This window comes from Nonomuraea sp. NPDC049400 (genome assembly GCF_044466425.1).
Classification (GTDB): Bacteria; Actinomycetota; Actinomycetes; order Streptosporangiales; family Streptosporangiaceae; genus Nonomuraea.
In genome coordinates this window covers 303173-316210 of record NZ_JBITMP010000003.1, presented here as the reverse complement: position 1 = coordinate 316210, position 13038 = coordinate 303173, and the positions used below count along the sequence as shown (strand labels likewise).

At 69.9% G+C, this 13038-nt stretch carries 13 protein-coding genes; 7 read left to right on the top strand and 6 right to left on the bottom strand.

Annotated features, from left to right (window positions below):
• Positions 1 to 234 precede the first annotated feature (234 nt).
• The 3 genes from ACIBVN_RS05450 to ACIBVN_RS05440 form a co-directional block, all read right to left on the bottom strand.
• The gene (locus tag ACIBVN_RS05450) at positions 235 to 1137 is read right to left on the bottom strand and encodes an RNA polymerase sigma-70 factor (protein ID WP_397132944.1); all 903 of its coding nucleotides are present in this window, start codon (positions 1135 to 1137) and stop codon (positions 235 to 237) included.
• A gap of 71 nt (positions 1138 to 1208) precedes the next feature.
• Entirely contained in the window at positions 1209 to 2165 is a 957-nt protein-coding gene (locus ACIBVN_RS05445; protein ID WP_397132942.1) for an NAD-dependent epimerase/dehydratase family protein, read from the bottom strand.
• A gap of 191 nt (positions 2166 to 2356) precedes the next feature.
• Positions 2357 to 2785 carry an FMN-dependent NADH-azoreductase gene (locus ACIBVN_RS05440; RefSeq protein WP_397132940.1) on the bottom strand — a complete coding sequence of 143 codons (429 nt, stop codon included), beginning with the start codon at positions 2783 to 2785 and terminating at the stop codon, positions 2357 to 2359.
• A gap of 293 nt (positions 2786 to 3078) precedes the next feature.
• On the opposite strand from ACIBVN_RS05440, the gene ACIBVN_RS05435 reads away from it, so the two are divergent.
• Positions 3079 to 3498, top strand: coding sequence for a hypothetical protein (locus tag ACIBVN_RS05435; RefSeq protein WP_397132938.1), 420 nt, complete (start codon positions 3079 to 3081; stop codon positions 3496 to 3498).
• A 50-nt stretch (positions 3499 to 3548) separates the two neighbouring features.
• Positions 3549 to 3965 (top strand): hypothetical protein, encoded by a 417-nt coding sequence (locus ACIBVN_RS05430; protein ID WP_397132936.1) that lies wholly within the window; start codon positions 3549 to 3551, stop codon positions 3963 to 3965.
• Here the strand turns inward: ACIBVN_RS05430 and ACIBVN_RS05425 are convergent.
• From ACIBVN_RS05425 to ACIBVN_RS05415, 3 genes are all read right to left on the bottom strand, one after another.
• Complete coding sequence (locus ACIBVN_RS05425; RefSeq protein WP_397132934.1) at positions 3962 to 6271, bottom strand: PQQ-dependent sugar dehydrogenase; 2310 nt, start codon at positions 6269 to 6271, stop codon at positions 3962 to 3964. The genes ACIBVN_RS05430 and ACIBVN_RS05425 overlap by 4 nt on opposite strands.
• Before the next feature lie 45 nt (positions 6272 to 6316).
• Positions 6317 to 7021 carry a hypothetical protein gene (locus tag ACIBVN_RS05420; protein WP_397132932.1) on the bottom strand — a complete coding sequence of 235 codons (705 nt, stop codon included), beginning with the start codon at positions 7019 to 7021 and terminating at the stop codon, positions 6317 to 6319.
• Positions 7022 to 7136: 115 nt separating this feature from the next.
• Positions 7137 to 8168 carry a LacI family DNA-binding transcriptional regulator gene (locus ACIBVN_RS05415; protein ID WP_397132930.1) on the bottom strand — a complete coding sequence of 344 codons (1032 nt, stop codon included), beginning with the start codon at positions 8166 to 8168 and terminating at the stop codon, positions 7137 to 7139.
• A gap of 103 nt (positions 8169 to 8271) precedes the next feature.
• Between ACIBVN_RS05415 and ACIBVN_RS05410 the strand changes: the two genes are divergently transcribed.
• Genes ACIBVN_RS05410 through ACIBVN_RS05390 form a run of 5 tightly spaced genes read left to right on the top strand, consistent with a single transcriptional unit; the run spans position 8272 to position 12813 of the window.
• The gene (locus ACIBVN_RS05410; protein WP_397132928.1) at positions 8272 to 9501 is read left to right on the top strand and encodes an amino acid ABC transporter substrate-binding protein; all 1230 of its coding nucleotides are present in this window, start codon (positions 8272 to 8274) and stop codon (positions 9499 to 9501) included.
• A complete protein-coding gene (locus tag ACIBVN_RS05405) occupies positions 9495 to 10376 on the top strand; it encodes a branched-chain amino acid ABC transporter permease (RefSeq protein WP_397132926.1) in 882 nt (293 codons plus the stop codon). Before ACIBVN_RS05410 ends, ACIBVN_RS05405 begins: the two co-directional genes overlap by 7 nt.
• Positions 10360 to 11349, top strand: a complete 990-nt coding sequence (locus tag ACIBVN_RS05400) for a branched-chain amino acid ABC transporter permease (protein ID WP_397132924.1) — start codon at positions 10360 to 10362, stop codon at positions 11347 to 11349. Before ACIBVN_RS05405 ends, ACIBVN_RS05400 begins: the two co-directional genes overlap by 17 nt.
• Positions 11346 to 12089, top strand: coding sequence for an ABC transporter ATP-binding protein (locus ACIBVN_RS05395; protein ID WP_397132922.1), 744 nt, complete (start codon positions 11346 to 11348; stop codon positions 12087 to 12089). Before ACIBVN_RS05400 ends, ACIBVN_RS05395 begins: the two co-directional genes overlap by 4 nt.
• Entirely contained in the window at positions 12082 to 12813 is a 732-nt protein-coding gene (locus ACIBVN_RS05390) for an ABC transporter ATP-binding protein (RefSeq protein WP_397132920.1), read from the top strand. The genes ACIBVN_RS05395 and ACIBVN_RS05390 overlap by 8 nt, the downstream gene beginning before the upstream one ends.
• Positions 12814 to 13038: the final 225 nt, after the last annotated feature.

Sequence of the window (13038 nt, the reverse complement as noted above, 5' to 3'; positions counted from 1 at the left end):
ATCGCGCGCCTGCCGGTCGGCCGGAAGAGGTGATTGATGGACGTCGTGCCCGCCCGCCAGGGCGTGAGCACTGCTTGATCAGGTCGCTGATGGTTCTCCCGCGGCTGCTGTAGGTGATCGGCATCGAGAAGGGGGAGGACCGTTGCGCCTGTTCGTGGGCGATGACTGGGCCGTGGAGGTGATGGACGGCTCCGGCCGCCGGCCCGACTCAGGAAGATCGTCCAACAGCAGTCGTCATGCTGTGCTCGCCGGGCCCACGCCCGACAGCTTGTCGGGATTGAGGATGCCGAAGATTTCGTGGATGCGTCCGTCGCGGATGCCGAAGGTGACCAGCTGCCGCTGCCCGCCGATGACGGTCCAGATCGCGGGCTCGCCGTTGGCCTCGATCAGGTGGGCCTCCTCCAGCGGATACCGGGACATCAGCCCGGCCACGAACGCCAGCACCTCAGGACGCCCGACGATCGGGCGCAGGGCGGCGCGCACCTTGCCACCGCCGTCGTTGTAGGCGATCGCGTCCTCCGCCAGCAGTTCCGCCAGCGCCGTCACGTCGCCGTTCTGCGCGGCGCTCAGGAAACGCCTGAGGAGCTCGGTGTGGTCGCCGGCTGCCGGGGTGAACCGGCCGCGCCCCTCGGCCAGGCGTCCCACCGCACGGTGATGCCACTGCCGGCAAGTCGCGGACGGGCTGCCGAGGATCTCGGCGATCTCGTCGTAGGGCAGGTCGAAGGCCTCGCGCAGTACGAACACCGCGCGTTCGGGCGGCGACAGCCGCTCCATCATGTGCAGCGTCGCGTACGAGAGCGTGTCGCGCAGTTCGGCTGTGTCGGGCGGGCCGAACGCCCGGCCGTCCACCGGTTCGGGCAACCACGGGCCGGTGTAGGCTTCGCGGGACGCCCGCGCGGAGCGCAGCTGGTCGAGGGCCAGCCGCGTGACGACCGTCATCAGGAACGCGCGGGGCTCGCGGACCTGCTTCCGGTCGGTGTTCGTCCAGCGCAGGTAGGCATCCTGCACCATGTCCTCGGCGTCCCACATGCTGCCCAGCAGCCGGTACGCAAGGCCGAGGAGGATCCGGCGGTGCTCTTCGAAAACCTCGACAGCGCCGCCTTGCTCGACGGCACCGTTCCGTGCGCCACTGGTCATGTTCGGCTCCCTGGGCTCGGCCGTCGCAGGGCGCCCCGGCGGCGGGCCTGCCGGATGCGCTGACACGCCGCTCATGCGGCCTGGGCCATTCCGCCGGTCGTTCGGCCACCCAGCTCGGCGGCGAACCCATCGGTCACCGACGCGTAGCGGGGACGCCAGTCCAGCCGCAGCCTGGCCCGGGAGTTGTCGGCGCCGCGCAGCTGGTTCATGAACGCCACACCCCAGCTCCCGACCGCCAGCCGGGCCAGTGCGGCGGGCGCCTTCTTCGGCGCCCGGGCGCCGAGGATCGCGGCCAGCTCCGGCAGCCATTCCCGCACCGGTGCGGGCCGGTCGTCGACGATGTTCAGCACGCCGGTGACGTCGGGCTTGTCCAGCGCGGCGGCGACGGCGGTCGCCACGTCGTCGGCGCGGATGAAGGAGAACACCGCGTTGCCACCGCCAACCAGCGGCACCTTCCCGGCCCGCACCTGCCGGACGAACGATCCGTCCGCGGCGTAGATCGAGCCCAGCCCGTACAGGTGGCCCAGCCGCAGCACCAGCCCGCCAGCCCGGGTGGTCAGGTGTTCCAGCTCGACCAGGGCGTCCAGCACGGGCACGAACTGCTTGGGCGTGCCCGTGCGCCACAGCGGGGCGTCCTCATCGGCCAGGCCGTCGCCGGGCTGATAGGTATAGGCAAGGCCCTGGCTGATCAATCGCGCTCCGGGCGCTGCCTCGATCAGGTTCTTCGTACCTTCGGTGCGCAGCCGGTTGGTCAGCGCGAAGTCGCGCGCCAGATGCTTGGGGTCGATCTGGGCGGGGATCGCGGTGAGCATGTTCACCACCGCGTCGGGCGCGGCCTGCCGCACTGCGGTGCGCAGCCCGTCCCGGTCCAGCGCGTCGGCGACCACCACCCGCGCACCCGCCGCCTCCAGCGAGGCGGTGTCACCTCCCGGCCGTACCAGTCCCAGCACCTCGTGTCCCACGACCGACAGCAGTGGCACCAGCTGGCCGCCGATCACTCCGGTGGCTCCCGCGACGAGAACCCGCATGATCACTCCTTGGTCGGTCCCGGCAGCTGCGCCGGGAGTACTTCACTTACGGCTACCAGACGGGCCAGCCCCTCTCGGTGTGACAACCGAGCAGTGATCCACGACACAATCCCAGCGCAGCGTTCGACGACGGTTGCGACGGTGTGGGTTGTCCTTCTGCCTTCGTTCGCTGATGGTTCGGGGAGTCGTGGTCAGGACGGCGTCTCGGCGCGCACCCGGGTTGCCAGGGCGTGCACCGCGCCTGGCGCCGTGGTGTGGGAGGTCTCGTGCTGGTCGCGGAACTGCGCGAGGAAGGGCATGACTGTGGCGTGGGTGAGTTCGGCATGGACGAAGGTGACGTCATCGAGTCCGAGCACGGAGAAGTAGGCGCGCAGGTAGGGCTCGTGGAAGTCGAAGTGCTCGCGGGGAGTGCCGGGCCCGTAGGCGCCGCCGCGCGCGCTCAGCACCACGGCTGACTTCCCCTTGAGCGGCAGCCAGGGCAGGGTGACGCGGTCGATCCACGCCTTGAACGCGGCGGGCACGGTGAAGTTGTACATCGGCACGCCCAGAAGCAGGACGTCGGCCGCGAGGAGCTGCTCCACCAGCGGGCGGGGGGCCGCCCAGCTCCTGGCGTCTTCCACGTCTTCGCCGCGTTGGCGGAGTTCATTCGCGAGCTCATCGTGGAGGGCACGCACGAAGGCCGGAAAACACCGTCTCCTCAATCGCCCGCCTACTCGGCGTCAGCCGCCAGGACCTATTTGGCGGCTGGTGCCACGTTGGTTAACGGCACCCCGACCACGAGCAGCCTCAGCTCAATGCAATCAAGATCCTTCTCAGCGCCAACGGCTGTGCGCCGGTTCCTCAACCCCGAACGACCGTGGTTCCTCCTTACCTGGTGCTGAACCGGAGTGATTTTCGGTGCGTACCTCCGCACATGACGACATTTCCACGTCTGGCCGCTTTCGCGCTGCTGGCCGGACTGGTCGCCGGCTGCTCCTCAGGGGGCTGGGGCGACTACGTCGCAGCAGGCGATAACCAGAAGGCCGCCGCGCCCCTGACCGTCGAGCAGCTGTCCGCCAAGGTCGGCTGCAAGCCGAAGATGCAGGTCGAGGCCGCCGACCTGCGTACCGGCTACTGCAAGACCAAGGCCGGCCAGTTCTTCGTCAACACGTTCGCGACCGAGAAGCTCAAGGACGAGTGGATGGACCGCGCGCCCGAGTACAACCCGCACCTGGTCGGGCCGCGCTGGACGGTGCTGGGGCCGCTCGAGGTGCTGGAGCAGCTGAAGGATCCGCTCAGCGGCGACCTGCACCTGATGGACCACAGGGTCTCCCAGACGCCGGCGCCGAAGTAACCAACCGTTATGGGATGAACCGGGTTCGGGGGGCCCGCGTACCTCCGCACATGACGACACTTCCACGTCTGGCCGCTTTCGCGCTGCTGGCCGGGCTGGCCGCCGGCTGCTCCTCCTCCGGGGGCGGAGGCGGCCATGTCGCAGCACAGCGGGGCGCCGCCGCCCCCCTCACCGTCGAGCAGCTCGCCGCCAAGGTCGGCTGCAAGCCGAAGATGCAGGTCAACGCCGCGGAGATCCGTACCGGTTACTGCAAGACCCCCGACGGCGAGTTCTTCGTCACGACGTTCAAGAGCCAGGCGGGCAAGGACGCCTGGATGGACGCCGCCCCCGAGTACAACCCGCACCTGGTCGGCAAGCTCTGGACGGTGTTGTCCAGCCGCAAGGTGCTCGACCTGCTCAAGGAGCGACTCGGCGGCGACCTCCACCTCACCGATCACCGGACGAAGAAGATGCGGACCATCGGCTAGCGGGAGCGCGCCAGCTCGTACTGGGCCTGGATCTCGCCCGGGGCGGCGACCCTGTCCAGGAACATCAGGCCGTCCATCCGGCAGTCGCAGGGGTTCTGCTCCCTGGTGTTCTGCGGGTAACTGCCGCCGATCTTGATGCCTCTCGGGTCGGTCGCCGAGGTGACGTCGGGTTCGGGATCGCCTTCGACGCCCCACGGGTCGCCGGTGACCGTGTAGAACCCGTCGAGCGGGCGGCCGTTCCTGAACAGCTTCATCGTCGCGGTGTCGAAGTCGAACGTCGCGGCGAGGAAGACCCACTGGTCGCGCGGCAGGATCTCCTGCCAGGGCCGGTTCGCGGCGAAGGTCTGTGAGCTGCTGCCGTCCACGCGCCTGGCGAGCGCCACGACCCGCAGCTCGCCGTTCACCGTGATGAGCTCGAGCAGGGCCCTGACGTCGTGCCCCTGGGAGTTGCCGCTGAGCAGCCCGGCCAGGCCGATCGCGTTGAAGCGGTCGGCCGGGTCCGCGGTGTTGGAGTTGAGCGCCGGCCCGTCGCCCTGCATCTTGAACCAGCCCATGACGGTGGCGCCCTTGACGCCGTTGAACGCGTGCAGCGCCGGCACGCCGTCCGCGCCGTAGACGCCGGCCTTCCAGTCGTCGTTGCCGGCCGTGGCCGGGTTGACCTGGCGGGTCTGCAGCGCGTACGTGCTGCCCCGGTATGCCGGGTCGGCCACGCGCATGGCGGCGCCCCCGTTGACCAGCGTGATGTTCGTGCCCGACCGGCCCTGGTCCTGCTCCTGGGCGGGGTCGCCGGGCAGCGGGTGCTCGAAGTCGTACGCGGCCACCACGTCGTCGCGCAGGGTCGGCAGCACGTCGGGCGGCGTCCAGCCGGCCTTGGCGACCTTCCAGATCTTGCCGTTCGCCTTGGACAGCACGTACAGCTCGCCCGCGCTGTCGCTGCCGAAGCGCAGGTCCACGCGGGTGCTGCCGGCGAGGTCCCGCATGGTCACCTGCTTGCCGGTCGTGTCCACCAGCCGCGGCTGGTAGATGGTGGCCAGGCGGCCGGACCGCTCGTTCATCCGGGCGGCGACGGTGAAGAAGACCTGGCCGTCCACGATGTCGCCGAACAGGTACTTGCCGTTCAGCAGTGGCAGCTTCCGCCCGCGGTAGACGAACCCGCCGGTGATGGCGTGGCCGCTGTCGGAGGTGCAGGAGTGGCCGGGCGGCGGGTCGTGGTCGTAGGCGGCCACCGGGTACGTGTAGCCGTACTGGGCGTCGTCGTCCGGCAGCGTGTAGAGGTGGCAGCGGTCGGCCCTGTTGAACAGGAACGGGCCCTCGCGCTCGCTCCAGCCCAGGTTGTCGCCGGCGCCGACGTCGTAGACGGCCTCGATGGCGTGCTCGCCGATGTGGCCGAGGAACAGCCGGTTGCCGGCCTGCGGGTCCCAGCTGAAGCGGTGGGGGTCGCGCATGCCGTACGCGAAGATCTCGCCCAGCTTGCCGGACTGGCCGGCGAAGGGGTTCGAGGCGGGGATGCCGTACTTGCCGTTCGCGCTGTTCGTGCCCGTGGGGTCGATCCTGAGGATCTTGCCGAACGGGTTCGCCAGGTTCTGCGGGTCGTCGCTGGACACGCCGCGGCCGCCGTCGCCCGAGGCGACGTAGAGCAGGCCGTGGTCCTTGTCCCCACGGCGTGCGGTCGGGTTGAAGTCGATCTGCTGGAGGCCGTGGACCTGGCCGCTGAAGCCGAGCCGCAGCACCTCCCTGCGGGTGCCGGAGAAGAGGTCCGCCTTCGGGTCGGTGGCCGTCCACTCGGTGATGACGCCGTGGAACCTGGTGCCCGGCTGAGGTGTCAGGTCGGGCGTCTTCGTGGTCAGCGCGGCGCCCCACTCGGTGTGGACCGTGTAGAACTTGCCGTTCGTCGCGAAGTCAGGGTGGAAGGCGGCGAAGCCGAACCCGCTGCCCAGGCCGCGGCCAGAGACGAAGTCGGGAGCGAAGGCCGCGCCGACGTCGAGGTATTCGCGCGGCTGCCCCTTGTCGAGGAAGTAGAGCTTGCCGTTGAGGTCGTTGACGAACAGGCGGCGCGAGCCGTCCGGCAGCTCGCCCAGGTAGTTGATCCTGGCCCAGCGGACCAGCCGCGAGTCGGTCGGGGCAGGGGTCGGCTCGCTCTTCGGGAACGAGGCGAACTCCTCCAGCGTCAGCGTCAGGCTTGACGCGGTGGGCTTCTCGGGGATGGGGTCGTCTACGGGGGTCGGCTCGGCCTGCGCGGCTGCCGGCGGCGCGCATAACGCGGTCACCAGCACCGCGGCGATCAGGCACCGGAGGGTTTTCGGCATACCTGTTCACCACCAGGGTGTCGAGGGGGCGTTACTCGGGGAAGATCAGTGCTCAGCGCCGGCGTCGCAGGCCGGGGTGCCCTTGACGGTCATGTCGCGCATCCTGCCGATGTTGTCGAACGAGCCGAAGCCGACCCGGCCCGACGTGAACGTGCGGTCGGTGGCCGTGATCAGCGGGGTCGTGGCGCCGTCCATGTAGACCGCGATGCGGCCGGTGTCCACGCAGTGGGTGACGCGGACGCGGTGCCACTCCATGTCGGTGACCGCGGGCGGTGCGCCTGCCTGGCCGTTCCACTGGTCGTCGATGCGCAGGCGGTCGGCGTTGTTGACGACGAAGATCCCGTTGTGCGGGTAGATGGTGTTGTCCTGAGAAAGGTGGACGTAGTAGAACTCGGTGTCCGACCGGTAGCCGAACACGATGATCACGTCGCGGTTACTGACGCTGGTCGGCGTGTCGAGGCGGACCTCCGCGTCGATCCGCACGGAGCCGAACTCGGGGCCGGTCTTGAGCACGGCGTACTCGAAGGGGCGGCGCGGGCCAGGCCGGGCGACGCCGGCCTCGGCGAGGATCACCTGGTCGCCGGGGAACTGCCATTTGGACGGGGTCACGGGCGCCCAGTTGCGCCCGTCGTTCACGTGCTTGACCTTGACGGATCCCAGGCCGCAGTCCTGACCGGTGGCGGCCTGCGCGGGGATCGGTACGGCCAGGGCGAGCATGGCCGCGAGGACGAGGCTGCGAAAGGCTGACATCCGGGGTCCTCTCGCCGGGTGCGCTGTCGTAAGCGCTTCCGAAAGCGCTTTCATCGACCTTGAAGCGGATCGTAACCCCGGGGATCGGGCTGTCAAGAGCGCGGCGGAGGCTGCCTCAGGATCGAGGCGGTGCCGTGGAAGCCCGTACGACCAGCTCGTGCGAGGTGCGGCGGCGGCGCGGACGGGAGGCGGGCGGCTTGAGCACGAGTTCGAGCGCCTGCTTGCCCATGCCGACCATGGGCAGCCTGATCGTGGTCAGCGCCGGATAGACGTCGCGCGCCACCGGCACGTCGTCGAACCCGGCCACCGAGATCTCCCCGGGCACCCTGCGCCCGTGGCCGAGCAGCCACGACAGCGCGCCCACCGCCATCGGGTCGTTCAGCGCCACGACCGCCGTCAGATCGGGATGCGCGCGCATCAGCCGGGCGGTCGCCGCCGCGCCGCCCTCCCGGGTGAAGTCGCCGTGCACGACCGGGACCGAGCGCCGGTCCAGCCCCGCCGCGCCGAGCGCCGCCCGCAGCCCGGCCAGCCGGTCCTCGACCGTGGTCAGGTTGGCGGGGCCGCCCAGCACGCCGAGGCGGCGGTGGCCCAGGTCGAGCAGGTGCCGCATGAGAGTGGCGCCGCCGCCCGCGTTGTCGGGCAGCACCGCGTCCACGGGCAGGTGATGGCGGCCGATCACGGCCACCCGGCCGCCCGCCGCCGTGAACGAGCGCACCTCGGTGGCGATGTCGGTCTCGGTGCCCGCATCGACGTAGCCCGAGCCGGCCAGCACGATCGAGGTGACCCGGTGCGCCCGCAACGCGCGGATCCTGGCCAGCTCGGCGCGCGGGTCGCGCTCGGTCTGGCTGATCAGCGCCAGGTAACCGCGGCTCTCGGTCTCGCGCAGCACGCCCCTCGCGATCTCCCCGAAATAGGGATCGCCGACGTCGTGCACGATCAGGCCGACCATGGACGCCTGCCCGCCGGCCAGCGCCCGCGCGTGGCTGTTGGGCACGTAACCGACCTGGGACGCGACCGCCTGGACATGGGCGGCGACCTGGGCACTCACCCCCGTGCTGCCTGTCAGGGCCCGGGAGGCCGTCGCCAGCGAGACCCCCGCGGCCTTGGCCACGTCGACGAGGCGGGGTGGATGAGGATGGTCTGCCATACGATGCGAACCCCCCTTGTCCGGGGCTGGATCCCGTGCAATCGTAACCGAAAGCGCTTACGAAAGCGCTTTCGTGGCGCCTCTTCTGACGGGGGTCCCCTCGATGGCAAGAGTTCTCAAGAGCCTGGCGATCATTTCAATCTGCGGTTTAGCTGTGACCGCCTGCGCCAAGACCGACGAGCCCGGCGCGGCGCAGTCGCCTGGGCAGCAGCAGGGGCCGGTGAAGATCGGCATCTCGCTCCCGCTCACGGGCGACTTCTCCGAGCCCGGCAAGGGCATCCAGGAGGGCTATCAGGTCTGGGCCGACCGGGTGAACGCCAAGGGCGGCCTGCTCGGCAGGAAGGTCGAGCTGATCTTCCGCGACGACGCCTCCGACCCCAACCGGGTCAGCTCCGACTACGAATCGCTCATCACACAGGACAAGGTCAACCTGGTCTTCGGGCCGTTCTCGTCGCGGCTGGTGATCCCCGCGGCCAAGGTCGCGGAGTCGTACAACATGCTCTTCGTGGAGCCGGCAGGGGCCGCCAAGGAGGTCTTCGAGCAGGGCTTCAAGTACCTGTTCTACGCGGCGCCCGCGATCGCCAGCGACCACTACAACTACCTGGCCGACTACATCGTCAAACTGCCCGCCGACAAGCGGCCGAAGACGGCGGCGTACGCGAGCCTGGACGACCCGTTCGCGCAGGGCACCGCGTACGGGCTGAGAGACAAGCTGGCCGCGGCCGGGATCAAGACGGTCGTGGACGAGGTGTACCCGCCCGAGACCACCGACTTCGGGCCCATCGCCGCCAAGATCGCCGCCGCCAAGCCGGACATCGTCGTGGGCGGCACCCAGTTCGAGGACTCCGTGGGCCTGGTGCGCGCGCTGCAGGAGCTGAAGGTGCAGCCCAAGCTGGCGGCGTTCTCGACGGGGCCCACCCTGGCGGAGTTCCCCGCCGCGGTGAAGGGGGCCGCCGAGAACATCGTCTCTCCGGTGGGCTGGGCGGTCACCTCGACGTACACCGGCAACGCCGAGCTGGTCAAGCGGTACAAGGAGATGTTCAACGGCGAGGCCAACGAGGACGCGGCCAACGGCTACACCGTCGGCCAGGTCGTCGAGGCCGCCGTGAACGCGGTCAAGTGCGTCGACCCGACCAAGGAGTGCCAGGACAAGCTGGCCGACCACATCAGGCAGGGCACGTTCGACACGGTCGTGGGCAAGCTCTCCTTCGACGACCAGGGCAGGCCAGAGCAGGCGCACATGATCCAGCAGTACGTCGGCGGAAAGGTCGAGATCGTGCTGCCGGAGCAGGCCAAGACCGCCGGCATCGTCTACCCGAAGAAGCAATGGTGAGCCTGCTCCTGCAGGGGCTGGCCCTGGGCGTGCTGACCGGCGGCCTCTACGCGCTGCTGGCCTCGGGCCTGTCGCTGTACTTCGGGGTGATGCGCGTGGTCATGGTGGCGCATCCGGCGTTCCTGTTCCTGGCCGCGTACCTGACCTACACCTTCCACACGACGCTCGGGGTGGACCCGTTCCTGGCGCTGCCGGTGACGGTGCCGCTGTTCTTCGGGCTGGGCGTGGCGGTCCAGCGGCTGCTGGTCGCGCGGCTGGCGCCGGACAACCTGGCGATGATGTCGGTGCTGCTGACGTTCGGGATCGCGCTGACGATCGAGGGGCTGCTCGGGACGTTCTACACCGGGTCCTACAAGTCGGTCAGCATGGACTACGCCACGCGGTCGCTGACGATCGGCGGCGTGCACCTCCCCTACGACAAGATCATCGCCTTCTTGGTCGCGGCGATCACCCTCGCCGTGCTCTTCGCGGTGCTGGTCAAGAGCCGGTTCGGGCAGGCGCTGCGGGCCACGATCCAGCACCGTGAGGCGGCCAGACTCGTCGGCATCCAGACCGAGCGGGTCGCCGGATACGGCTTCGGCGTCGGCCTCGCCACGGCAGCCGTGGGCGGGACCGTGCTCGCGCTGATCACGCCGTTCTTCCCCGCCTCGCACTGGGTGTGGATCGGCAAGCTGATGGCCGTCATCGTGGTCGGCGGGCTGGGCAGCGTGGTCGGCGCGGCGCTGGCCGCCGTCATGCTCGGGGTGATCGAGGGCGTCGTGCTGGTGACCGTGGACGCCACGTGGGCCACGATGATGTTCTACGTCTTCCTCTTCCTGACCCTGCTCGCGCGCCCCCAGGGGTTCTTCGGAGGCCGGCTTGCGCATCGCTTCTAGAGGGATCCCGCTGGTGCTCGCCTGCCTGGCGCTCGCCTACCCGTGGATCGTCCCCAACTACTACCTGGTGTACGCGGGCGCGCTGACCGTCATGTACGCGGCCATGTCGACCTCCTGGAACCTGCTGGGCGGTTTCACCGGTTACGTCTCGCTCGGCCACTCCACGTTCTTCGGCCTCGGCGCGTACGGGACCGGGCTGCTCGTGATCCGGCTGGGCGTGCCGTGGGCCGTGGCCCTGCTGATCTCGGCCCTGGCGGTCACGGCGTTCGCCGTCGGCGTCGGCATCGCGGCCGTACGGGTGCGCGGCGCGTCGTTCGTGATCGTCTCGATCGCGCTCGTGTCGATGATGAACCTCATCGTGCAGGGCTGGCGCTCGCTCACCGGCGGCTCCACCGGGCTGCAGGTGCCCTCGCCCTTCCCCGATCTGCACCGGGGGCAGACGCACATCGTCTTCTTCTACCTGTTCCTGGCGCTGCTCGGGCTCGCGCTGCTGTCCTGGTGGTACGTCTCCCGCTCCCGCTTCGGCGCGGGCCTGCGGGCGATCAGGGAGGACGAGGACAAGGCCGAGTCCCTCGGGGTGCCGACCGGGGCGTACAAGGTGACGGCCTTCGCCCTGTCGGCCCTGTTCGTGTCGCTCGCCGGCGGGTTGTACGCGCTCTGGTTCGGCAGCCTCGACCCGATCTTCGTCTTCTCCATCCTGATCGGGTCGTACATGGTGCTGATGAGCCTGCTCGGCGGGGTCAGGCACCTGTTCGGGCCGCTGCTCGGGGCGCTCATCGTGGCCCCGGCGGGGGAGTACTTCCTGATCGCGCTGGGCGAGACGCAGATCCACCTGACCGCGACGGGCCTGGTGCTCGTGCTGGTGGTGCTGTTCATGCCGGACGGCATCCTCGCCCGGCTCACCAGGAGACGTACCGGGCCCTCCATCCCGGACGAGACGGCCGAGCAGCGGCTCCAGGGGGTGGCCCAATGAGTGACACAGTGACCTCGTTGCGCACGCAAGGGCTCACCAAGTCGTTCGGCGGGGTGCTGGCCGTGGACGGCGCGACCGTCGAGCTGGCCGACGGCAAGATCAACGGCCTCATCGGGCCGAACGGCTCCGGCAAGACCACGTTCTTCAACCTCATCACCGGCATGATCAAGCCGGACTCGGGCCACGTCCTCTACCGCGACCGCGACATCACCCGCCACTCGCCGCACCGCATCGCGCACGCCGGGATCGGCCGCACCTTCCAGCTCTGCCGCGTCTTCCCGCGCCTGACCGTGCTGGAGAACATGCTGGTCGCCGTCCGCCGCACCCGCCTGCGCGAGTTGCTGGCCGGGCTGCGCGACAAGGGCGAGGTCGAACGGGCCCGGCACTGGCTGCGGCGCATGGGCATCGAGCATCTGGAGGACGCCGAGGCCCGCGACCTGTCCTACGGCCAGCAGAAGCTGCTCGAACTGGCCGCCGTCCTCATGGCCGAGCCCGACCTCGTGCTGCTGGACGAGCCGGCGGGCGGGGTCAACCCGGCGCTCATCGACCGCATCGTCTCCCTCGTACGCGACCTCAACGCCGAGGGCCGTACATTCCTCGTCGTCGAGCACAACATGGACATGGTGATGGGCATGTGCGACCACGTGATCGTCTTCGACCGTGGCGCGCCCATCGCGTCCGGTCCGCCCGCCGAGGTGCGGGACGACCCTCGCGTTCTGGAGGCGTACCTCGGTGTCTGAGACCATCCTGTCGCTGGAAGACGTCGAGGCCGGGTACGGCAGGGCGGCGCCGGTGCTGCGCGGCCTGTCCGTCACCGTCCGCGCCGGGGAGGTCGTGTGCCTCGTCGGGCCGAACGGCGCGGGCAAGTCCACCGCGCTCAAGGTCGCCAGCGGCCTGCTCGCACCCCGCTCGGGGCGGGTCCTGCTGGCCGGGCAGGACGTGACGGGCCTGTCGCCGCAGCGGCTGCTCGGGCTGGGGCTGGCGCACGTGCTGCAGGGGCACAGCGTGTTCCGCGAGATGACGGTGGCCGAGAACGTGCGGCTCGGCGGCTTCACCGTGCGGGACCCCGCGAAGCTCCAGGCCCGGATCGAGGCGGTCAAGGAGCTGTTCCCGGTGGTGGCCGAGCGGTGGGGGAGCATGGCGGGGCTGCTGTCGGGCGGGCAGCAGAAGCAGGTCGAGTTCGCGCGGGCGCTCATGCTGGAGCCCTCCGTGGTGCTGCTGGACGAGCCGTCGATGGGGCTGGACCCGCGTAACACGCAGGTGGTCTTCGACCAGATCGACCTCATGCGCCGTACCGGGGTCGCGGTGCTGCTGGTGGAGCAGAACGCGCGCCGGGCCCTGGAGATGGCGGACGTCGGCTGCGTGCTCGACCTCGGCCGCGTCCACATCACCGGCCCCGCCCCGGCCCTCGCCGCCGACCCCCGCCTCGGCCGCCTCTACCTCGGCGGCGCGCCCGCCACCTAGCCTTGGATGGTCGGCCGCAAGTCTGTTCTCTGGCGTCGTGTCTTGCACACCGGGCTTTGTATCCCCTTATCGAACGGTGAGGCAATCACGCTTCGGAGCGTTAACCGGCGACTGGTTGGGATGTACGACGCTAATGCTCCCGTGTCAGCGAGCCCGCCGTGGAAACCGAGCTCAGTGCGTCCCGAGCCGGTCAGCCAGGCCTGACCGCGAGGCGCAAGCCCAGAG